The sequence below is a fragment of the Candidatus Pantoea formicae genome (assembly GCF_011752625.1).
Classification (GTDB): domain Bacteria; phylum Pseudomonadota; class Gammaproteobacteria; order Enterobacterales; family Enterobacteriaceae; genus Pantoea; species Pantoea formicae.
Window position 1 is genome coordinate 590,471 of the sequence record NZ_VWXD01000001.1, and the last position, 22,497, is coordinate 612,967.

The following is a 22,497-nucleotide window of genomic DNA, read 5'->3' on the forward strand; positions in this document are numbered from 1 at the left end:
AGATGCCATTAGCGTTATTGAAATACGGGCTGTCGTCAGAATATCCGGCAGAAGTGGATATTCCCGCACCGCGTGAACTGAAAAAACACTATGACGTGGTGATCATCGGCGGCGGCGGCCATGGCTTAGCCATTGCCTATTATCTGGCGAAATACCACGGCATCACCAATGTGGCCGTGCTGGAAAAAGGCTATCTGGCAGGTGGCAATACGGCGCGAAATACCGCAGTGATTCGCTCTAATTATCTCACCTCTGAAGGCGTACGTTTCTACAGTGAGTCGGTGAAGCTGTTCCAGAATCTGTCGAACGAATTTGACTTCAACATCATGTATTCCGAACGCGGACAGCTGACCCTGGCCCACACCGACAGCACGGTGCGCGCCTTTCGACAGCGTGCTGAGGTCAATAAGCACTTTGGTGGTCGCACCGAGATGATTGATCGTCAGCAGATCAAAGAGCTGGTGCCAACCTTAAACCTCGATCCCGGTAATCTGCCGGTGCTGGCAGGACTCTGGCATATCGACGGTGCCACTGCGCGCCACGATGCAGTGGCCTGGGGCTATGCCAAAGAGGCAGCAAAGCGCGGTGTGGAAATTCACCAAATGACCGAGGTGGAGGATTTGGTGATCGCCGAGGGGCGCATTACGGCGGTGAAAACCAACCGCGGAACCGTGGGGTGTGGTTGTGCGGTACAGGCTGTCGCGGGGCACAGTTCGCTGCTGGCACAAAAAGCCGGTTTCCGCTTGCCGGTGGTGTCGTATCCCCTACAGGCCATGGTGACGCAGCCGGTGAAACCCTTTCTCGATCCGCTGGTCAGTTCCTCGGCGTTGCACTGTTACGTGCAGCAAACCAGCCGTGGCGAAGTGGTGTTTGGCGGTGGCTCCGATCCTTATCCGCTCTACAACACTCGATCGACGTTGGATCTGAAAGAGAGTCTGATCGCCCATGGTATAGAGATGTTCCCGTTCCTGGCGAAAGCGCGCTTGATGCGTCAGTGGGCGGGGATCACCGACATGACACCCGATTACAGTCCAATCATGGGCGCAAGCCCGGTGAAGAACTACTACCTCGACGCCGGATGGGGTACGTGGGGCTTCAAAGCTACGCCGATCTGCGGCAAAACCATGGCGGAGTTGGTCGCCAGCGGCGGTAAAACGCCGGAACTGATCGCACCGTTTCAGCTGGAACGTTTTGCGCGCTTTCAGCAGGTCAATGAAATGGGCGCTACGGCGGCCAGCCACTAAAGGAAAGACAGATGAAAATCATGCATTGCCCGCTCAACGGGCCGCGCAATATCACTGAATTCGCCTACGGTGGCGAATTGAAAACCCTGCCTGATCAGCTGAGCTGTAGCGATCGTGAATGGGCGGACTACGTGTTCTATGAAGATAATCGGGCAGGGGTAGTGACTGAATGGTGGTTCCACACGCCGTCGAGTTATTGGTTTCTTGCACAGCGCAATACCCTAACCGATGAAGTGATCCGTACCTTTGACGCCAGCGAAGTCTTCCCCAACCTGCACAGCAGTGCGCTGCCAGCCAGCATCAGCGCAGCCATGGAGGTGGCATCATGACCCAGAAGCGTTTAGCAGCCCCTATGGGACGGCTGATTGACCGTCGCCAACCGCTGCAATTTACTTTTGAGGGCGAGCAGATCAGCGGATTTGCTGGTGATTCGATTGCCAGTGCGGTGATTGCCAGCGGACGTCATCTGTTATCGCGCTCCTTCAAATACCATCGCCCGCGCGGTGTACTCAGCATGTTTGGTCAGGATGCCAATACACTGGTACAGCTGACGGATGAACCCAACGTGCTGGCCGATGTACAGCCTATAACGCAGGGACTCACCGTCACCGGACAAAACTGCAACGGATCGCTGGATAACGACCGCGACGCAAAAATGCAGCTGTTTTCACGCTTTATGCCGGTGGGTTTTTACTATCGCGCTTTTTATAAACCCAAGGGAATGTGGAAACACTGGGAGCCGCTAATCCGCCGCAAAGCGGGTCTGGGAGTATTGAATCTCAAGATCGACGAAGCGTATTACGACAAAGCGTATCTGTTCTGTGATGTGCTGGTGGTCGGCGGGGGGCCGGCAGGATTACAGGCCGCGCTGACCGCTGCAGACAGCGGTGCGCAGGTGATTGTGGTTGAGCAACTGCCGCTGCTCGGTGGCGCACTCAGCTGGGCAAGGATGGCAGCCGAGGCGCAACAGACGGAACAGGTCTTGCAGTTCATGACCAGCCGTGTGGAAACGCACCCGAACATCCGCGTACTGCTTAATGCGACTTGCAATGGTTGGTTCAAAGATCACTATTTGCCCGTGATTCAGGGGCAGCGCATGTACAAAGTACGTGCAACCAGCAGTGTTATCGCTGCGGGTGCTTACGACCAGCCAGTGGTTTTCCGCAATAACGACTTACCAGGGGTGATGCTAACCAGTGCCGCCCAGCGTTTGATGCAGCATTACGGCGTCAAACCGGGTCAGCGCGCCGTGTTGTTAACCGGCAATGATGATGCATATCTGGCAGCGCTGATGATGCATGAACAGGGTGTGACGGTTGCGGCCATTATCGACTTACGCACTGAACTGCCGTCAGCGGCCCTGACACAACCTTTACAGCGTGCAGGTATTGAGCTGATCGCCAATGCTACGGTTTATGAGGCATTGGCTGCGAGTGCGGGTCAGGTTTCAGCGGTTGAAGTCCGCAGCATTGTCGGCCAAGGCAAAGTGGCAGCGAGCGGCAAACGTATTGAATGCGATTTACTCTGCATGTCTGCGGGGTATATGCCGGCCTGGCAACTGCCGTGTCAGGCAGGTGGCAAACTCCGCTATGACGATGCCAGCGCCAGTTTTACGCTGAGCCATTTGCCCGCGGGCATGTTCACCGCCGGTTCGATTAACGGCTGGCATACGCTCGAAGAGGTGGTGCAGGATGGCACCCGCGCCGGACGCATGGTGCTGCAACAGTTAGGAATCAATAACAACATCAGCACCTTGCCACCGCAGCAGGGAGAAAAAACACGGATTAACTATCCCTGGCCAATCTTCGCCCATCCGAAAGGCAAAGAGTTTGTCGATTTCGACGAAGACCTGCAAATCAACGACATCATCAACGCCACCAAACATGGCTATCGCGATGTGCAGCTGGTAAAACGCTTTTCCACCGTCGGTATGGGGCCGTCTCAAGGGAGGCATTCAGCACTACCGACCGCACGTTTAGTGGCGCAGGCTACTGCACGCAGCGTGAGCGAAACCGGAGTCACCACCGCGCGCCCCCCATTCAGTGCAGAGAGCCTGGCGCATCTGGCGGGACGTCATTTCGACCCGTGGCGTGTCACGGCCATACATCAACGCCATCTGGCTTTGCAGGCGCAAATGATGCCAGCAGGCAACTGGCTGCGCCCTGGCTGGTATCAAACTGTGCCTGCCACCGACAAAAAAACAGCCGTGCAGGCAGAGGCGCTCAATGTGCGTAATAACGTCGGACTGATTGATGTTTCAACCTTGGGCGGCATTGAGTTGCGCGGCCCGGATGCCGCAGAGTTCCTTAACCGTCTTTATACTTTCGCCTTTATCAAACAGCCTGTGGGACGCACGCGCTATGCGTTGATGACCAATGAACAGGGCGTGGTGATTGACGATGGCGTGGCTTGTCGTTTGGCGGAGAACCACTTCTATGTCACTGCGACCACCAGCGGTGTGGCACGGGTGTATCAATCGATGTTGCAGTGGAATACGCGCTGGCGGCTGGATGTGGATATCGCTAACGTCTCCTCCGCGTGGGCGGCGGTCAATCTGGCGGGACCCCAGTCGCGTAAGGTGCTGAGTAAGTTGTGTGATGAACTGGATTTGAGTGCCGAAGCGTTCCCCTATTTAGCCTGTCGTGAAGGAAAGGTGGCCGGTATACCGGCGCGTCTGCTGCGTGTGGGCTTTGTTGGCGAACTGGGCTATGAGATCCATGTGCCGACCCGTTATGGTCAGGCCTTATGGGATGCGCTGATGCAAGCGGGGAGCAATGACGGGATAAAACCCTTTGGTGTCGAAGCACAGCGTTTGTTGCGCCTGGAAAAGGGGCACGTGATTATCGGTCAGGATACCGATGGTATGAGCCATCCAGGAGAAATCAGCATGGGTTGGGCGGTTAATCGTGTTAAGCCGGAATTTATTGGCCGTCGCGCCATCGATATTCTGGAATCTCACCCACCGGTGCGCAAACTGGTGGCTTTCACACTGCCTGCAGCATCCCCGCTCCCGCTGGAAGGTCATTTAGTTTTAGAAGGTGAGCGTATCACCGGCAATGTAACATCCTGCGAATATTCACCCACGCTCAAAGCGATAATTGGCATGTCCTATGCATCAGCAGATCGGGCAACCCCGGGCGATAGCATTACCATTCGCACTGAAGGCGGCAGGGAAGTCACTGCATTAGTGGTGAAGTTGCCCTTTTATGATGCTGAAAACCAGCGACAGGAGCTGTAATGATGCAAAACATGCACGTTTTGGCGGCAGGACCGCTGGATCATCTTGAGGCGGCGTCGATTGATAACGGCGCAATCGCACTGCACGACTGCTCGCATCAGGCGCGCGTGGGTTTTCGCGGACGCCACGCCGCGTGGTATCTGCAACAACGCGGCTTTGTGCTGCCCGATCAGCCAAATCAGTGTTGCTGGCAAAGCGACTGCTCACTGGTCGCGCGTTTATCACAGACTGAATTTTTAATTCTGGCCGCAGATAACGCACCCTCGCGAATTCAACACGAGGAGCAGTCATGGCAAATGAATGAGCTGTCGTGCTTTATGCTACCACGCCAGGATACCCATGCGTGGCTGGTAATAAGCGGTGTTCAGCAAGCAGCAATGATGGCGAAGTTGTGCGCGGTTGATCTCTCGGCGGATAAATTTTTGCCCGGCGCAGTGGCACAAACCTCCGTCGCGCGCGCCAATGCGTTAATCATCAATGCCTCGCTGCCGGATAAAGAACAGTTTTGGCTGCTGGTGGATTACTCCATGGCAGCATATTTCTGGGATGTATTGCTTGATGCCACGGCGGAGTTTGCTCGCTGATTTCCACTCTCCGGGCCACGGCCCGGTTTCACATATGCAGGTGTGTATGTCTCTGGCTGCTATTACTGAAAATGATTACACGGTGCCCGCACTCTTTCGCGGGCTGACCATCATTGAAATGTTCAATAGTCGTGACCGGGTACTGACGGTGCAGGATTTTGCCGATCATCTTGGTGTATCTACCTCATCGATTTACCGTATTGTCACGACGCTGACTGAGATGAACTATCTCGATAAGGTGGCGAAAAATACTTATCAACTCGGTCCACAGGTCATTTCCAATGGATTTAGTTACCTGGCCAGCCGGGATGTGGTGGATATCGCCATGCCGCATTTGAATACGCTGCGTAATACCGTTTCCATGTCATGCCATCTCAGCATTCGTGAAGGCCAGGAAGCGGTCTATATTTATCGCTCATTTGCGTCACAGCGCCTGTCGGTGAATGTGCCTATTGGTACGCGTATTCCCTGTCACTGCAGCGCCATGGGGCGGGTGTTGCTCACCGGCTTAAATGATGCAGAACTGGATAGCCTCTATCAACATGTGCGACTGGATGGCTATTCGGTTTCAGCGCCGCGCACCTTGCCAGAACTGAAGCAAACCGTGCAGCAGGACAGCATACAAGGCTGGGTTGAGCACCAGTCCGATTTCGCCACCGCGATTGCCTGTGCGCTGCGCGATCATCACAACCAGATTGTGGCGGCAATCAACGTCTCAGGACCTGATGCGTTGATGGAAGATCCTCATCAGAAGGAGGTGGTGCGTAATGCGTTATTAGCCACTGCGCAACGTATTTCGTTCGAGCTTGGAAACCTGCGCAAAATGTCGGAGAAAATTAAGCCTCGATGAGCAAATCGGTCACCACCAGCCAGCGTGAGAGCCCGTTGAGTCTGGAGCAGCATATTGCGCGTTCGCTGAAGCAGCGGCGTATTTCTCAGGGTTATAAAATCTCAGATGTGGCACGTATTGCGGGTGTCAGCGTTGGTATGGTCAGCAAGGTGGAGAACGCCCATGTTTCCACCAGTCTCGATATTCTTAGTCGTCTGTGTGACGCCATCGGTTTGCCGGTTTCCAAATTATTTAGCGATTATGATGTGGCCAAACGCGGCGCCCAGTTGATTAAAGCGGGTGAGGGCATGGAAGTAGTGCGCACTGGCACCGAAGTCGGCCACTCCTATCATTTACTCAGTTATGCGCAAGGCCCGTACAAACTGTACGAACCCTTTCTGGTCACCATGGACGATGCCAGTGAAGAGTTTCCCAATTTCTGTCATCCAGGGCATGAATTTCTCTATTTGTTGGAAGGCGAATTGATTTATCGCCATGGCACGCGCCTTTATCCCATGTCTCCGGGCGATAGCCTGTCATTCGATGGTGGAGTGCCGCACGGCCCTGAGAAATTACTCCAAGTCCCCATCCGCTTACTGTCGATTATTCATTATGATGAGAGTGAAGAGGGTTAATTGCACTAAAACGTATGAGCAGGCACAGATGATGAGTCACTATGCCAAAACGTTGGCCGCTTAGTCGTGGCGCAATTTATTGCGCAATCCCGCAGCGATTTCACTGTCGAATCCTAAAATTCAAACTGATGCGATAACTCGCGCCGCGATCGTGCGGAGTGATGCATTTCTGCACCTTAATAAGGCAGGGATTTTCAAACCTGAATATGTTATTTTAAGTATTAAAATCAGTAGGTTAATATAAGATGTTGTTATACGTAGGATGTGGCCGGCAGCTAATTTAAGCCACCGGTTATTCACGGGGTATTATAAAAAACCTCGATCATTAAATTAAATAAATGCTATTCACGCCAGTCCATCCACAATCGTAATCATCGCTTTCGCCACGTCTTTACGCTGTTTTTTCGCTAATTGATATTCTTCAGAATGGTAGCAATCTAATGCTGTTTGATAATCCGGAAATTCAATGACGACATGCTTAGTAAATTTTTCGCCCTCCAGAGAGGTAGCATTTTCACCTCGAGCGATAAACCTGGCTTGGTATTTTTTAAACGCCAAGGGCGCTAAATCAATATAATTCTGGTACTGCTGTGCATCATTAATATTAACGTGTGCGATCCAATAAGCAGGCATCATTACTCCTCGGCAGTCAAAATAGATTTAGCGAGTATTGCGGCTTCGGCCAGATGTTGTTTCACCGCATCTTTCGCTTGTTCTGGATTGTTTTCTTCGATGGCTTCATAAATTCGTGACATGCGTTCGAAACCTGCCACCTGGCGCTCAGGACTGCGCAGCGTGAGCGCGCGCAGACGGCTGATACGGCTGTTAAGGCGTTGCACGATCTCCCACGCAATATGATGTTTTGCAATGGAAAAAAGGGATTCGTAAAAGGCCTGAGAGGCTTCAACACGTTCAATATCATCGTGATCATGAGAAGCTTTGGCGATGCGCAGCAGTTTTTGGTGCAGATCCTTTTTATCTTTACTGGTTGCGGTTTTAGCACAATCTTTCGCCGCCTCGGATTCCAGTAACAGTCGAATGTCATAAATCTGCTCGGCGACTTCCCAGGTTAATATCGCGACAATAGGTCCTTTTTTCGGCAAGTTTTCAATTAAGCCTTCCGCTTCCAAATAACGAATGACCTCGCGCACCACGGTGCGGCTTACGCCTAATTCATCACACAAGCTACGTTCCACCAAACGATCGCCCGCTTTAAAATAGCCAGAAATAATGGCCTGGCGCACTTTTGCCAACGCCAGCTCGCGAAGGGTCACTGGCGTGTTTTCAATTTTTAAGGAGTGACTCGCAACCATAATTTTCTCTACGTTGAAATAAAAAATTCAGCTGGTCATTAATTTAAAACTCAGCAACCTTTTTACTATTAGCACTGTTTACCGCGCGAAAGCAACGCTGCCTGTTTGAGCGGTAGAGGTTATCCCCACGGACGTGATGAGCGACACCAGGGTGAAATTAGCGTTGGCTCACAGTTTCATCATGCGTCAAGACTTACGACTCACACCCCTCGCCGAAGAAATATTAATCCGATTTAAATCATATCGTTAACCAGATAACCCTTATGCATTGTCGGTGAAATTTATGACATCAGTCACAACGCGATAGTGCGCTCACGTCTATTCAGAATTGTGCCACGTAGTGGGCTAATTCCCCTGATACAGCGGGGTTTCCCGCCCAAAAAGCATAGCAAAAAAGCCTGCACATAAGAACACCGTATGATGGTATACCAACTTTTGACATACCATAAATTCCGATGTTATATCCCTTCCCGACACACCAGATTAACAAACCGTTAACTTGAATGAGGCTCTAACCATGCATCCAGATATACGCAAGACGTTCGTTACCACCGAGACCATCTACTCCGACGGCGGCAAAGCGGCCACCACGCCGCTGGTGATGATTGCGGCGGCTGCCGTGGTAAAAAATCCGTGGGCCGGTGAAGGCTTCGTCGAAGACCTCGCACCGAAGATTCGCGAAATGGCGCCAGTACTGGGTGAACTGCTGACCGGCTTGATCGTGAAAGAAGCGGGCGGTGGTGACAAGGTGGTGGCTTACGGTAAAAGCGCAGTGGTGGGCTTGAACGGCGAACTGGAACACGCCTCAGCACTGATTCATACCCTGCATTTCGGCAACCATTATCGCTCTGCTGTGAAGGGTAAAACCTATCTGGCCTTCAATAACACCCGTGGTCCAGCCAATACACCGATTCTGGTACCTATGATGGGTACGAATGATGAAGGCACTCGTGAGCACTACCTCACCATGCAGTTCAACATCAACGATGCGCCATTCGCAGACGAGATTGTGATCGCACTGGGCGCAGCACTGGGCGGCCGTCCGCATCATCGTATCGGCAACCGTTATCTTGACCTGAAAGAGTTAGGCCATGACCAGAAAAACCCAGCAGCTATCTGAGTTAGGTCTCCAGGTCAGTTACCTGGAGGCTGGACAGGGCACGCCGCTGGTGTTGATCCACGGTGTCGGCATGAATGCCGACGCCTGGTTCCCACAAATGGACGTGTTAAGCCGCTACTTCCGCGTGATAGCGGTGGATATGCCTGGACATGGCGAAAGCAGCGGTTTTCGTCATCCAGCCACCTTAAAGGATTACGTGCAGTGGTTGGCCCTGTTCTTGCAGACACAACCCGAGCGCAGTTTTGCTGTTGCGGGACACTCAATGGGCGCACTGATCACCGCAGGTATCGCAATCGATTATCCGCAGTTGGTAAATCACGCGATTGTGATGAGCGGCGTGTTTAAGCGTAACGATAGCGCGCGCAATGCGGTGTTGAAACGCGCACAAGAGTTAGCGAGCGGTAATGTGCGGCTCGATGCGCCACTGGATCGTTGGTTCAGTGACGAACACCACGAAAAACCCCTGCGTCAAAAAGTGGGAACGTGGTTGCAACAGGTGAATCGCGACGGCTATGCACGCGCCTACCAGGCGTTTGCGGCGGGAGATCGCTTCTATTCTGAGCGCTGGAATGAAATGCAATGTCCGGTGTTAGTGATGACCGGTGAACTGGATGCCAATTCGAATCCAGACATGACGCGCCAAATGGCCCAGGCAGCACGACAGGGTCAGGCGGTGGTGGTCGCTAACGCTAAACACATGTTGAACCTGACGGATGCAGACAGGGTGAACGAGGAAATTTTATCGTTCCTTAAGCCGGTTGCCGCCGCCGTCACGCAAAAAGAGCCTGTAAAGGAGTAACTTATGGACGCAGATAAACGCAGACAGTTACGTGACGCCTTTGGCGCCTTCATGACCGGTGTCACCGTGGTCACCACTAACGATGCACAAGGGCAGCCGATTGGCTTCACCGCAAACTCGTTCTCGTCGGTGTCACTTGACCCCGCGCTGCTGCTGGTGAGCATCGATAAGCGCTCCGCGAATTTCGAGAATTTCACGCAATGCCCGCATTTCGCCATCAACATTTTGGCGGAGCAGCAGAAAGAGACATCGAATATTTTCGCGCAGAAAGTGGCCGATCGATTCTCGCTGGTGAAGTGGCGCAAAGGGGAGTTCAACACGCCGTTGCTGGATGAGAGTTCAGCCTGGTTTGAATGCGCGATGCATCAGGTCATCGATGCCGGTGACCATGCGATTCTGATCGGTAAAGTGGAGCAGTTCGATTCTTGCGGTACGCCAGGCCTAGGCTACTACCGCGGCGCCTACTTCACGCCTTATCAGAATGCGGAATCCCTGATTGCCGGTCCTAACGTGGTGGTCAGTGCGTTGATTGAATCGGCGGGCCAGGCGTTAGTGGTTAAGAAAGAGAACGGTTATGGCTTGCCGTCGCAAACGGTCAATAACCGCAGCGTGAGTGAAACGCTCAATCTGTTGTTCACCGGACTGAATATTGAGGCCAACCCAGGTTTTGTCTACTCCATTTGGGAAGACCGCCAAAAGAAACAGCAGCATATCGTGTTCCTGTGCGCACAGCCGACGGGCAGCACCTTGCCAGCGGTACAGAAGGGCGAATGGGTGGATGTCCACACGCTGGCGCAACTGCCGGTGCCGGATAGCGCGCTGAAATCACTGGTCGATCGTTTTATCCGCGAAAATGCAGTGGGTAATTACGGTCTCTATTACGGTGACGAAGTCGAAGGTTCTGTCCGTCACTTCTTTACCGCATCTCATCAGGAGGTGGTATGAAACTTTCCTTGTTCCTGCACATGGAGCGCGTGTCAGCCGATGACGCGCAGGACAAGCTGTACGATGAGATGATGGAACTGTGTGAAATCGCGGATAAAGGAGGCTTGCACGCTATCTGGACCGGCGAGCACCATGGCATGAATTTCACCATCGCGCCGAATCCGTTTATCAACCTGGTGGATATTGCCAGCCGCACCAAAAATGTCCGTCTGGGCACCGGCACCATTATTGCGCCCTTTACCCATCCGATCCGTCTGGCGGGTGAAGCGGCAATGACGGACCTGATTACCAAAGGGCGTCTGGATTTGGGGATTGCACGCGGCGCGTACTCCTATGAATACGAGCGCCTGATGCCGGGGATGGATGCCTGGGAAGCGGGTCAGCGGATGCGTGAGTTGGTGCCTGCGGTGAAGGCCTTGTGGAAGGGCGACTACGAGCATAAAGGTGAGTTTTGGCATTTCCCGTCCACCACTTCGTCGCCGCAGCCAAAACAGCAGCCGCATCCACCCATTTGGGTGGCCGCGCGTGACCCGAACAGTCATGAATTTGCAGTGAAGAACGGCTGTAACGTGCAGTGCACGCCTTTGCATCAGGGCGAAGAAGAGATCACGCGTCTGATCACCACCTTCAAAGCAGCCTGTCGGGAATATTCACCTGAGCAGCCGCTCAAAATCATGCTGCTGCAGCACGGTTTTGTGGCCGAAGATGAGGCCGATGCGCAGCAAGCGGCAGTTGAACTTAATCGCTTCTACAACTATTTCGGTGCCTGGTTCAAGAATGAACGCCCGGTGCAGCAGGGGCTGATCAAGCCTTTGACCGAGGAAGAGATCGCCGCAAATACCTATTACAGCGTGGAAGGGATGCGAAAAAATCTGGCGATTGGTAATCCTGATCAAGTGATCGCTCGCCTGAAAAACTATGAGGCGATGGGCTACGATGAGTACGCCTTGTGGCTGGATAGCGGCATGACCTTCGAGCGTAAGAAAGCCTCGCTGGAACGCTTTATTAAACACGTTGCACCTGCATTTCACTGAGCGGAGACGTCATGGAATCTTTCAAACTCTACATCGACGGCCAATTTGACGCCGGGGCTGCGACTTTCACCTCGTTGAATCCGGCCACCGCTGAGCCGTGGGCCACGATTGCCGAAGCACGCAGCGAGCAAACCGACCGCGCAGTGCAGGCGGCGGCCCGGGCTTTTGAATCCGATGCGTGGCGCGGCTTAACTGCCGGTGCGCGCGGCAAATTGCTGCTGAAGCTGGCGGATTTGATTGAACGCGATGCCGCAAAACTGGCCCGTCTTGAGACGCTCGATACCGGGAAAATCATCCGTGAAACTCAGGCGCAGATCGCTTACGTGGCGGAATACTATCGCTTCTATGCCGGACTGGCCGACAAGATGGACGGTGCCACGCTCAGCATCGATAAAGCCGACATGGAAACCTGGATTAAGCGTGAACCGGTAGGCGTGGTTGCCGCGATTATTCCCTGGAACAGCCAGCTGTTTCTCTCCGCGGTGAAAATCGGCCCGGCCATTGCGGCAGGTTGCACGGTGGTGGTGAAGGCGGCTGAAGTTGCACCGACGCCGCTGCTGGGATTTGCTGAACTGGTGCATGAGGCCGGTTTCCCTGCGGGGGTGATAAACGTCATTACCGGTTTTGCAGAAGGTTGTGGCACGGTGCTGACCCAGCATGCGCAGGTCGATCACATCGCCTTTACCGGCGGTGCGGATACCGCACGTCACATTATTCGCAACAGCGCGGAAAACCTGGCCAGCACCTCGCTGGAATTAGGCGGCAAGTCACCGTTTATCGTGTTTGCCGATGCTGACTTGGAAAGTGCAGCCAATGCGCAGGTGGCCGCCATTTTCTCTGCCTCAGGACAAAGCTGTGTCGCGGGCTCGCGTCTGCTGGTGGATGAGCAGATTAAAGATGCCTTTATTGAAAAGCTCACCAGTAAAGTGCGCGGTATTGTTATCGGTTGCCCGCAGCAGCAGGAGACGCAGTTTGGTCCACTCTGCACCGAAAGACAGAAACGCAATATCGAGCAGGTGGTGAGGCGCAGTATTGAGCAGGGTGCGCGCCTGGTGATCGGCAATCAGCCGATTGACAGACCGGGATTCTATTTCCCACCCACCATTTTGGATTGCAGTGCGGTGCCAAATGCAGAAAGCGTGGTGCAGGAGCTATTTGGTCCGGTCTTGTCGGTGCTGACTTTTAATGATGAAGCCGAGGCGATTCGTTTAGCCAATGGTACAGAGTATGGTTTGGCTGCCGGTGTATTCACCCAAAACCTGACGCGCGCCCATCGTGTCACGCGTAAGTTGCGCAGCGGCGTGGTGTGGCTGAACACCTATCGCGTGGTTTCACCGCTGGCGCCGTTTGGCGGCTACGGTAAGTCCGGTTTCGGTCGTGAAGGTGGCATTGACGCCGCGTTGGAATACACCACCACGAAAACAGTGTGGCTGCGTACCAGCGATGAGCCGATTAGCGACCCCTTTATTATGCGCTGATTGATTAAGGTGCGCATAAATGCGCACCCTAAGGGAAACAGGTTTGGAATATGTAGGGGCGTCATTTATGACGACCGTCACATGTACAGTTGTTAAGCATTAATTAGCACCGGGAGTCTTACCGCCAATTCTTTTAATAAGAAGACGAAAATAAATTCGTCGGGATGGCTGTGGCTTTTTTTTCGCGAGGAAGGTTTTACCCACATTAAAAAACAATCCCACTTTGAGAATTGGAGGGTACGGTGAATACACAACCACGTCAGAGTCAAATTATCGAAAATAAGTCGGTGGATTATGTTCCAGAATCGGAACGCCACGGTAAATCGCACAGTTTATTTACCTTGTGGTTCTGTACCAATATTGCACCCTTGGCGGTTGTCAGCGGCGCGATTGCCACCGAAACGTTTCATCTGAATGTTATTTCTGCTTTAACCGCGATTATTGCCGGCCATCTGTTTGGCGGGGTCTTCCTTGCTTTAACCTCTGCGCAAGGGCCGAAAGTCGGCATTCCACAAATGGTGCAGAGCCGCGCGCAGTTTGGTCGTTACGGTTCGCTGCTGGTGATCAGCTTTACGACGGTGATTTATCTCGGGTTCTTTATCTCGAATATTTCGCTTTCCGGTAAAGTTATCAACAACGTCTTCCCGTCGATGCCGGTAAGCAGTGCCACGGTCATTGGCGCTATCCTTGCCACTGCAATTGGTATCGTTGGTTACCATTTTATCCATCGCATCAATAAAGTCGGTGCATGGATTATGGGTGCGGCGCTGATTTTGGGCCTGGCATTGATGGTGTCACAACCCTTGCCGGCGGACTTTTGGTCTCGTGGCAGCATGAGTGCCGCAGGCTGGTTCGGCACCTTCTGTATCGGAGCGGTATGGCAAATCAGTTTCTCGCCCTATACCTCTGACTACTCGCGCTACCTGCCAGCCAATGTCGGTGTTGCACGCCCGTTTATTGCCACCTACCTGGGTGCCTGCGGCGGTACTATTCTGGCCTTTATTTTCGGCATGATGGCGGTCAATATTGCGCCAACCAGTGATGCCATGATGTCAGTCCGTCACGCTACCGGTTGGCTCGGCCCGATATTAATGGTGCTGTTCCTGATTAATATTATCTGTCATAACTCGATGAACCTGTACGGCGCAGTGTTATCACTGATCACCGCAGTGCAAACTTTCCGTCCTCACTGGACGCCGGGAGCCGCAGTTCGGTTAGTGGTTTCAGCGTTGGTATTAGTGGGAAGCGTGCTGGTAGCGTTAGCGGCATCGCAGAATTTCGTCTCCTTCTTTATTAATTTAATTCTGGCGTTGATTGCGGTGTTAATTCCGTGGATCGTCATTAACCTGCTGGATTTTTATTATGTGAACAAGCAACGTTATGATGTTGACGCGATATTCCGCGCTGATGGTGGTCGCTATGGTTTGCTGAATACGCAGGCACTGTTGGTCTATTTTGCTGGTATTGTGGTGCAGATTCCGTTTGTGGAAAATGCCTTCTTCGCCGGTCCGTACGCCAACTTGATTCCAGGTGTGGATATATCTTGGATCATCAGCTTCGTGGTGACCAGCATTGCCTATCCGCTGTTTCATCGCAAAAGTGAGCCTGCGTTTGCACGGGCGAGCAACAGTAAAGCGTAAAGATTAAAATATCGAAAGGTGCGCATTAATGCGCACCTGGTCATATCCCGCCAACTACCACTTCATCTCACCGGTATTCACTTTGGCACTTAATTCCAACGAGCTTTCATCCGGCAAGTTCGGATAAGCCGTTTTCATTGCCTGAATCACCGCAGTAGAACCTTTATGTTGTTGTAATGTTTTTTCAAACGTTTGCAGATAATCAAGCGTAAAGGCCACCGCCTGATCGTCTGCTGGACGGGCACCAATATAATGGCCTGGAATCACTACTTTCGGTTTCAGTTGCTGGATTTCCTTCAGCACATTGCGCCATTGCTCACGGCTGGCCGGGGTTTGTGTGTCAGCGGTCCAGACATGGATGCCGGCAGCAATCGCAGTTCCGCCCAATACCGCCCGGTTAGCCGGAATCCATACGTAGGCGGATTTATCATCCGCGTGACGTAACTCAATGCGTTCGCCATCGACGTTGAAGGTGGTTTGATGGGTAACCTGCGGAACATACAGTTGTGCGGGCGCACCTCCCGGCATTTTGGGTCCCCAATATTCTAACTTGGCCGCTTTGGTGGCTTCAATATGCTCAACCACCAGCGGTGAGGCCACGATTTTCACCTGCGGATAGGCTTTCACAATCGGTTCCAGGCCGAAGTAAAAATCAGGATCGCCTGAGGTGATGACAATCTGCGTCAGTGTTTTGCCGCTGTCTTTGATCATTTGCACCAGTTTTTCGCCATCTTTAGGACTAAACTGGGCATCGAATAGGATCGCTTCATGCGCACCAGAGACCAACGTCGAGGAAACAGGAAATACACCCTGTTCCTGTGGGTTATATACCGCTAAATGCAGCGGGGCAGCCAGCACTTGTGCCGTTGCCAGCGCCATCATCAGCGCCAGTGTTTTCATCTTCATCTTGTTTTCCTTTCATCGGCAATATGGCCGGTAACAGAGCCATTGTAAGCAAATCCGCGTCTGCTAGAATTCCCGCAATCAGAGATGGTCAGTTTCATAAAACGATCAGATGGAGTCAGATGGACAGAGTGACAGCAGCAACCGTGTTTAATCGCATTTGCGAACTTGGCAGTTTGAGCGCAGCGGCACGTGCGCTGGATATCTCTCGTCCGATGGTCAGTCGGTACTTGGATGAGATGGAGAAGTGGGCAGGCACACGCTTACTGCACCGTTCCTCCCGTCGCCTCACCATTACGCCTGCAGGAGAGAAAATCCTTGAAAAGACGCGCTTACTAGCGCGGTTAGCGGAGGAGATTAGCGGGCAGGGCGAACCGGGCGAACCGCAGGGCACGCTGCGTATCGCTTGCGCGCATTCTACGGCAACGCACATTCTCGGCCCGATGATCCCGGCCTTTCTGGCGCGTTATCCCGCGGTACGCATTGAGCTGGAGATCAATAACCAACCGGTGAGTTTAGTTGGTGAGCGTATTGACGTGGCGGTACGCATCACCAATGACCCTGAACCTGGCGCCATTGCACGCCGTTTGGGTGAATGTGTTTCGGTGGTCTGCGCCTCCCCGGAATACTTACGAGAGCACGGCACCCCCACGACGCCCCAGCAGCTGGCACAACATAATTGCCTGCACTACAGCCGCTTTGCCGGGCAGCGTTGGCAGTTTAAGGATGCGCATGGCGAGGCGGTAACAGTAGAAGTCAGCGGCAATTTTAGCGCCGGAATATCATCCGTATTATGTGACGCAGCGATTGCCGGATGTGGGCTGGCGATGGTGCCGGAGATGGAGGCTCGGGTAGGGATTACCAGCGGACAATTGCGGTGTGTACTCCCTGACTTTGCGCCAAAAACGTTGGGCATTTATGGTTTATACATGTCGCGCGAGCGTCAGCCTGCTGCATTACGGTTATTTCTGGACGCGGTACAGCAAAAGTTGAGCGAGTCAGCGGGTTAAACCTGAGCGTCACACAGGTGTGCTATTCCTCTATTAAGCTAATACTCAAGGAGAGACAACATGCGCACCCCAGATTATCCTTCACAACATGCCGAACAGTGGGCACAGGTCGATCACTACTTTGCTGATGCGCTGGCGGCGGAAGATGTGGCATTGAAAGCCGCTCTGGCTCACAACGCCGCGCAGGGGTTGCCGGTACATGATGTGTCCGCGCTACAGGGTAAAATGTTGGCGTTAATGGTGACTTTAACCGGTGCTAAACGTGTACTGGAGATCGGCACCCTCGGGGGGTACAGCACCATCTGGATGGCGCGTGCTTTACCCGAGCAGGGTCAAATTATTAGCCTTGAGTTCAACCCGCATCATGCTGAAGTCGCCCGCCATAATCTGGCGCTGGCGCGTGTACAGGATCGCGCGGAAGTGCTTGTAGGCGCGGCGTTAGATACGCTACCGATGCTGGCGGCACCTTTTGACCTTATCTTTATTGATGCAGATAAAGTGAACAATCCGCACTATCTCCAATGGGCGTTAAAGCTGGCGCGCATTGGCACGGTGATCATCGCAGACAACGTGGTACGCGGCGGTGCAGTGGTGGATGCCGACAGCCATGATGCCAACGTGCGTGGTCTGCGTGAATTTGTTCAGATGATCAGTGACGATGCCCGGTTAGACGCTACGGCGCTGCAAACCGTCGGTGAGAAGGGCTGGGATGGCCTGATTATGGCGGTGGTGAAGAGTTTATAAGCGAAAATAGGTGTTAGTATTCAGCGGAAAATATCACGGAGCGTTAATAAGGGAGTGTTAACCGATGCGTCGTTGGATCAGTTATGTTTTTGTCGTGATGGGGAGCCTGGTTGCCACAGCATTGCAGGCGGCAGAATTTTCGCAACCTGCGGGGCTTATCCGCGAACCCTTAGTGCTAAGCGTGGTTTTGCCCGACGGGCAAACGGCAACCCTTGATGCCTTCGTCACCCGACCGAACCTACCCGGTCATTTTCCGATTGCCTTAATCACGCATGGCACCGATGGCACTGAACACAGTGACCGCGATCAACTCACCCCCAATCGATATGCTGCCGCAGCGCTAAGTTTTGCACGCCACGGTTATGCTGCTGTGGTGGTACTGCGCCAGGGTTATGGTCATTCCAGCGGTCATACTGATTATCAGGGGAACAGTTGCGACCAGCCCAGGCATGCCCGAGCCGGTAAAATGGCCCGCGAGGATATCCTCGCGGCGTTAACGGCAATTCGGCAATATGCCTGGGCATCCCATGACCAAGCGGTACTGGTGGGACAATCGTCTGGCGGGTTTAGCGTTATCGCCGCGAGCGCCCTCAATCCGCCCGGCGTGCAGGCTATCATCAGCTTTTCCGGTGGGCGCGGCGCAATTCATAATGGTTTGGTGTGTGACAAGAAGGCGCTAATGAGTGTGCTCACATCTTATGGCGAGAAAGCGCGTATCCCCACGCTGTGGATCTACACTGCCAATGACCGGTCTTTCCCATCTCAGCTCGGTCAGCAGATGTTCGCCGCTTATCGTCATGCCGGAGGACGTGGCGAGCTGATCAATCTGCCCGCATTCGATCATGATGGGCACGACCTGCTGATTTCCGCATCGGAGTCCTTCTGGTGGAGCCGCATTTCGACCTTCCTGCAAAGCAATGATCTTCCTGTTAACGCTATCAGCGCATTGCCCGAACCCCACCTGCCAGACCCACCTGGGCTAAACGTTTCTGATCGGCAGGTATTCAAACATTATCTCGCCGACCGTGGTTATGAGAAGGCATTTGCGACCAACGGCCAAGGCGTATGGGGGCGTTCTGCTTGGGCGCGTGACCAACAAGAAGCCAATCGTCGAGCATTGGCGTTTTGCCAGCAATATCGCGAAAAAGGCGAGGCGGCTTGTACGCTGTACGCCGCCGGAGACGACCTTGTGGCCAATCATTGATTACCCTTGCAGACCTTTTTCCTCTACGCGAAGGCGCGTATGTACGCGGTGAAACAGGAATGGCAGCAGCAATGCGGGTATCGCAATCAGGATAGCCAGCAAGGTCACTGACATTGGCTGCCACAGATTACTGATCGCTGCCCAGGCTGCACCCGCCATCATCTGTAAAAAGAAAAACAGCCCAGATGAAGCACCCGTATCCTCCGTCACGCTGCGCAATAATCCTGCCTGCGTCGCGGGGATAACCATGCCCACTGACAGCAGAATAATCAACATCGGTGCCATCAGCGTCAGAGACGTTGGCGTCAGCATCAGGTTGAGGGCCACTAATAACCCCCCACCCAAAGCGCCAATACCTGCTGCCCATTGAATAATCAGGTCGATATCACGGCGAATCGCCATACGCCGGGCCAGCATACTGCCGGCCACATAGCCGATAGCGGACGCGCTCAACAGGGCGGCGTACTGCTGCGGCGTCAGTCCGAGTTGTTGCTGCATGGGGCCTGATGAGCAGGAGACAAATACAAACCATGCCATCCAGGCAAAGCAGATCGATAACGCGTAGAGGCGGAAAAGAGGCAAACGCAGATTGCGCCGATAAATAGTGCCCAGCCGATGGAGTGGCACTGCATTTGGCGGGGCGGCAGCGAGGCGGCGGCTGGCGAAAGTAAAAAACACCAGGATCATCAGCGTCAGCAGCGCCATCATCCCAAATATGCCGCGCCATCCCACCAGCGGTAGCAGTGCACTGCCAGCCAAAGGTGCCAGGCACGGTGTGATGGCAATCGCTGATGAAAGCGTGGTCAGTATCGGCATACGTCGCTGTGGTACGTATTCGCGACTGACGATTAAACGTGCGGTGACCGTGCCTGCGCATCCGCCTACCGCCTGAATAAAGCGCGCCACCATCAACAGCAGTATATTGTGCGCCTGCGTAGCGAGACATGCACCGAGGACTGCCAGGATGAGGCCGCCGATCTGCACACGTCTTGGGCCAAAGCGATCGGCAAGCCATCCCGCCAGCAAAACCGAAATCGCATAACCCACCATGTAGACAATTAATGTGTCCTGTGCCAACGACGTTGAGAGCCTTAACGATGTTGCCAGTTCGGGCAGCGCAGGCACAATCATGCCCATCCCCAATTGGGGCACCACAACTGCCGATACTAACGCCAGCGTTAATTGCTGCTGGCTGGTCTCTATTTTGCGCACTTCTTATCCTTACCAAACCCCGTTTGATTGAGCAGATTACGTTTTTCTGGTCAAATCAGAAGAACCAAAAATCATCATATTGAGTAGACCACTTTGACTCAGGGCCGAACGGCTGTTGCGCTTGATTTACCTATGCCCGCAGAACTGGTGCATCCCACTGATGACCGCAGTAAACAGGAGATTGTTTATGCCGCGTTGCGTGATGCCATACTCCAGGGCTTGCTGCGAGTAGGAACCCAAGTGCCCTCAACGCGCACGTTGGCCTCTCGCTGGGCCGTCTCACGCGGTACGCTGGAAGGGGTGTATGAACGCTTGTGCGCTGAAGGCTACCTGACGCGGCGTCAAGGGGCGGGCACATTCGTGAGCGCCGAACTTCCGGATAGCTATCTTAAGGTTCAACCTGTTTTACCGCTGATGCCGCCACCCGCTGCAACACCATTGCGGCATCATGAAAGCCACGTGAAAAGCGGCCAGCCTTTTGTTGCGCGTTTGCCCGATCCGGCGCTATTCCCGTTGCAAGACTGGGCTCGCCATATGTTGCGCTGTATCAACAAGGCGGGAGAAATCACGTCGGAAAGCAATCAGGTGACGGGTTTTTTGCCTCTCAAACAGCAGATTGCGCAGTATCTGCGCGAGCATCGCAACATTGTTTGTGAACCGCAACAGGTGATCATCACCACGGGCATCCGTCATGCGCTGGCATTAATCAGCCGTGCCTTTTTGCGACCGGGCGACAATGTCGCGATGGAAGACCCCGGTTACCCATTTGGTCGTGACATTTTTGCACTCGCTGAGGCGAAACTGATTGATATTGCGATAACCGAACAGGGGATAGATCTTGAGGCGCTGTCTAAAGCGCAGCAAGTTCGTGCTCTTTATGTGACACCGTCACATCAATCACCCTTGGGCTGTGTGATGTCGATAACCAAGCGACTGGCGGTGATTGATTGGGCGCAGCAGCAGGGTGCATTAATCATCGAAGATGATTATGACAGTGAGTTCAGCTATAGCGGTTCGCCGCTCCCCGCCCTGATGTCACATGATAACAGTGCGCAAACCCTGTATTGCGGGAGCTTTAATAAGACGCTCTCAGCGGAATTACGTGTGGGGTTTTTAGTCGCCAGGGGCGCTCAACTTGAACGCTTAAATGAAGTGGCAGCCATTCATGGACGCGCAGTGGCATTACATGAACAGCTGGCGTTAGCTGAGTTTATGCGTAGCGGAGCCTTTGCGCGACATTTGCGCACCGCACGTCAGGCTTATGCCCAGCGACGTAATCGACTGTTGGCGCTTCTGACGCAGCATGCCAATGGAAAATATCGCGTCAGCGGCCATGAAGCGGGGTTGCATCTGGTGCTGTGGTTGCCAGCGGATCGCGATGAAGCGGCATTTTGTCAGCAGGCGGCAGAGCAAGGGTTGCAGTTGCAGCCCTTATCGCTGTTTTGCCGCAGCATCAAGCTGCCGCCTGCTGTGATGATTGGTTATGCCGCATTGACGCTGGCGCACATTGAGGTGTCGGCTAGGCTATTGGCTAAGCTACTGGCGTCACCTGCATCACATGCATGATGGCAACCAAGGTGACAATCGAGAGCACCGTTGAAATCAATATTGCACCTGAAGTGATCTGCGCATCGCGGCGATAATATTCGGCCAGCATAAACGGCCCTGTACCGGTTGGCAGTGCAGCCAGCAGAATCGCCATTTTGGTCAGGTCGTCTGGTAGATGGAATAACCACGCAGCCAGTATCCAGGTCAGCAGTGGTTGCAACACCAGTTTGGCGATAACCACCAATCCCACTGTAGGCAAGCTCATTTTCGCGCTGGTGGGCAGTTCGGTTGCCTTGGCTTTCTGGCGGCTGGCGAGGAACACCCCTAAACAGACTAACGCGCAAGGGCTGGCGGCGCCGCCGAGTAACTTGAGAAATGTCTCGACGCTGCCTGGCATCGTAAGACCTGCGCTGGAGCAGGCCGCACCCAGCAGCGGTGAGATGATCAGCGGGTTTTTGAAAATAGCGCGCAGCACTTTTATCGCCAGTCGATGAAACTCACGCTCACTCTGCAAACCGATCTCGATCATGGCGATGGCAATCGCAAACAGGATGCAGGCAACCACAATGGTGGCGGTGGTAGTGGGAATCAGGCTGCTTTTACCAAAAATCAGCAGCAACAGTGGGAAGCCAAGGTAGCCGGTATTGGGATAGGCGGCGGCAACACCATCTACACTGGCATCGGCGGTGGATTTACCCTTGAGTTTTTGAAACGCAAACACAATCACAAACGCTGCCGCGCAGGAGAGCGCAAATGCCCAGAAGAAGCCAGGCTGATAAATGGTGTGCCACGGCGTATGCGCCATGATGTCAAACAACAGCGCGGGCAGCGCCAGCCACACCACGAATTTATTCAGTTCTGTCGCAGCAGTGGGTCCCAGCACCCCAAACATACGGCAGGCATAGCCTGCCACTATCAAGCCGAACACCGGCAAAAGAATCAGAAATGTAGCGATCATCAGGTCCTCCCGTTAAGCTGGAGGACTGTAAAGAGTTTCCTGATGCAGATCCAATAGCA

Annotated in this window: 21 protein-coding genes; 16 read left to right on the forward strand and 5 right to left on the reverse strand. The window is 53.6% G+C overall.

What is annotated here, in order from left to right; translation table 11 throughout:
• The first annotated feature begins 2 nt into the window (after nucleotides 1-2).
• From F3J38_RS03040 to F3J38_RS03065, 6 genes are read left to right on the forward strand one after another with little or no spacing between them, the layout of a single operon-like run.
• Nucleotides 3-1,244, forward strand: coding sequence for an FAD-dependent oxidoreductase (locus tag F3J38_RS03040; protein ID WP_167134964.1), 1,242 nt, complete (start codon nucleotides 3-5; stop codon nucleotides 1,242-1,244).
• Between the two features lie 11 nt (nucleotides 1,245-1,255).
• On the forward strand, nucleotides 1,256-1,573 hold the full coding sequence (locus F3J38_RS03045) for a sarcosine oxidase subunit delta (RefSeq protein WP_166935497.1): 318 nt from the start codon (nucleotides 1,256-1,258) through the stop codon (nucleotides 1,571-1,573).
• Nucleotides 1,570-4,482: a 2Fe-2S iron-sulfur cluster-binding protein gene (locus F3J38_RS03050; protein ID WP_205298092.1), complete on the forward strand. Its 2,913-nt coding sequence runs from the start codon at nucleotides 1,570-1,572 to the stop codon at nucleotides 4,480-4,482. Before F3J38_RS03045 ends, F3J38_RS03050 begins: the two co-directional genes overlap by 4 nt.
• Nucleotides 4,482-5,066, forward strand: coding sequence for an aminomethyltransferase family protein (locus tag F3J38_RS03055; protein WP_167134966.1), 585 nt, complete (start codon nucleotides 4,482-4,484; stop codon nucleotides 5,064-5,066). The genes F3J38_RS03050 and F3J38_RS03055 overlap by 1 nt, the downstream gene beginning before the upstream one ends.
• A gap of 46 nt (nucleotides 5,067-5,112) precedes the next feature.
• On the forward strand, nucleotides 5,113-5,916 hold the full coding sequence (locus F3J38_RS03060; RefSeq protein ID WP_166935493.1) for an IclR family transcriptional regulator: 804 nt from the start codon (nucleotides 5,113-5,115) through the stop codon (nucleotides 5,914-5,916).
• Entirely contained in the window at nucleotides 5,913-6,530 is a 618-nt protein-coding gene (locus tag F3J38_RS03065) for a helix-turn-helix domain-containing protein (RefSeq protein WP_167134968.1), read from the forward strand. Before F3J38_RS03060 ends, F3J38_RS03065 begins: the two co-directional genes overlap by 4 nt.
• A 345-nt stretch (nucleotides 6,531-6,875) precedes the next feature.
• Here F3J38_RS03065 and F3J38_RS03070 read toward each other — a convergent pair whose 3' ends face one another.
• Nucleotides 6,876-7,166 carry a DUF1330 domain-containing protein gene (locus F3J38_RS03070; RefSeq protein ID WP_240155877.1) on the reverse strand — a complete coding sequence of 97 codons (291 nt, stop codon included), beginning with the start codon at nucleotides 7,164-7,166 and terminating at the stop codon, nucleotides 6,876-6,878.
• On the reverse strand, nucleotides 7,166-7,843 hold the full coding sequence (locus F3J38_RS03075; RefSeq protein ID WP_167134970.1) for a GntR family transcriptional regulator: 678 nt from the start codon (nucleotides 7,841-7,843) through the stop codon (nucleotides 7,166-7,168). Before F3J38_RS03075 ends, F3J38_RS03070 begins: the two co-directional genes overlap by 1 nt.
• 517 nt (nucleotides 7,844-8,360) lie before the next feature.
• Here F3J38_RS03075 and F3J38_RS03080 point away from each other — a divergent pair.
• The 6 genes from F3J38_RS03080 to F3J38_RS03105 all read left to right on the forward strand — a co-directional run bounded on the left by F3J38_RS03080 (nucleotide 8,361) and on the right by F3J38_RS03105 (nucleotide 14,859).
• Complete coding sequence (locus tag F3J38_RS03080) at nucleotides 8,361-8,963, forward strand: amino acid synthesis family protein (RefSeq protein WP_167134971.1); 603 nt, start codon at nucleotides 8,361-8,363, stop codon at nucleotides 8,961-8,963.
• Entirely contained in the window at nucleotides 8,935-9,762 is an 828-nt protein-coding gene (locus F3J38_RS03085; RefSeq protein WP_167134973.1) for an alpha/beta fold hydrolase, read from the forward strand. The genes F3J38_RS03080 and F3J38_RS03085 overlap by 29 nt, the downstream gene beginning before the upstream one ends.
• A gap of 3 nt (nucleotides 9,763-9,765) precedes the next feature.
• Complete coding sequence (locus tag F3J38_RS03090) at nucleotides 9,766-10,707, forward strand: flavin reductase family protein (protein WP_167134975.1); 942 nt, start codon at nucleotides 9,766-9,768, stop codon at nucleotides 10,705-10,707.
• Nucleotides 10,704-11,741 (forward strand): LLM class flavin-dependent oxidoreductase, encoded by a 1,038-nt coding sequence (locus tag F3J38_RS03095; protein WP_167134977.1) that lies wholly within the window; start codon nucleotides 10,704-10,706, stop codon nucleotides 11,739-11,741. Before F3J38_RS03090 ends, F3J38_RS03095 begins: the two co-directional genes overlap by 4 nt.
• A gap of 11 nt (nucleotides 11,742-11,752) precedes the next feature.
• Nucleotides 11,753-13,219 (forward strand): aldehyde dehydrogenase, encoded by a 1,467-nt coding sequence (locus tag F3J38_RS03100; protein WP_167134979.1) that lies wholly within the window; start codon nucleotides 11,753-11,755, stop codon nucleotides 13,217-13,219.
• A gap of 242 nt (nucleotides 13,220-13,461) precedes the next feature.
• Nucleotides 13,462-14,859, forward strand: coding sequence for a purine-cytosine permease family protein (locus F3J38_RS03105; protein ID WP_167134981.1), 1,398 nt, complete (start codon nucleotides 13,462-13,464; stop codon nucleotides 14,857-14,859).
• Between the two features lie 54 nt (nucleotides 14,860-14,913).
• Here F3J38_RS03105 and F3J38_RS03110 read toward each other — a convergent pair whose 3' ends face one another.
• Nucleotides 14,914-15,765, reverse strand: coding sequence for a Vmh family MBL fold metallo-hydrolase (locus tag F3J38_RS03110; protein WP_167134983.1), 852 nt, complete (start codon nucleotides 15,763-15,765; stop codon nucleotides 14,914-14,916).
• Between the two features lie 119 nt (nucleotides 15,766-15,884).
• Between F3J38_RS03110 and F3J38_RS03115 the strand changes: the two genes are divergently transcribed.
• The 3 genes from F3J38_RS03115 to F3J38_RS03125 all read left to right on the forward strand — a co-directional run bounded on the left by F3J38_RS03115 (nucleotide 15,885) and on the right by F3J38_RS03125 (nucleotide 18,720).
• Complete coding sequence (locus F3J38_RS03115) at nucleotides 15,885-16,772, forward strand: LysR family transcriptional regulator (RefSeq protein ID WP_167134985.1); 888 nt, start codon at nucleotides 15,885-15,887, stop codon at nucleotides 16,770-16,772.
• A 60-nt stretch (nucleotides 16,773-16,832) separates the two neighbouring features.
• Complete coding sequence (locus F3J38_RS03120) at nucleotides 16,833-17,516, forward strand: O-methyltransferase (protein ID WP_167134987.1); 684 nt, start codon at nucleotides 16,833-16,835, stop codon at nucleotides 17,514-17,516.
• A gap of 64 nt (nucleotides 17,517-17,580) precedes the next feature.
• Entirely contained in the window at nucleotides 17,581-18,720 is a 1,140-nt protein-coding gene (locus tag F3J38_RS03125; protein ID WP_167134989.1) for a dienelactone hydrolase family protein, read from the forward strand.
• Here F3J38_RS03125 and F3J38_RS03130 read toward each other — a convergent pair whose 3' ends face one another.
• A complete protein-coding gene (locus tag F3J38_RS03130) occupies nucleotides 18,721-19,932 on the reverse strand; it encodes an MFS transporter (protein WP_167134991.1) in 1,212 nt (403 codons plus the stop codon).
• Between the two features lie 132 nt (nucleotides 19,933-20,064).
• Here F3J38_RS03130 and pdxR point away from each other — a divergent pair, with 132 nt between their 5' ends.
• On the forward strand, nucleotides 20,065-21,498 hold the full coding sequence (gene pdxR / locus F3J38_RS03135) for a MocR-like pyridoxine biosynthesis transcription factor PdxR (protein WP_167134993.1): 1,434 nt from the start codon (nucleotides 20,065-20,067) through the stop codon (nucleotides 21,496-21,498).
• Here pdxR and F3J38_RS03140 read toward each other — a convergent pair.
• Nucleotides 21,464-22,438 (reverse strand): AEC family transporter, encoded by a 975-nt coding sequence (locus F3J38_RS03140; RefSeq protein WP_167134995.1) that lies wholly within the window; start codon nucleotides 22,436-22,438, stop codon nucleotides 21,464-21,466. The two genes, pdxR and F3J38_RS03140, sit on opposite strands and share 35 nt — an antisense overlap.
• Nucleotides 22,439-22,497: the final 59 nt, after the last annotated feature.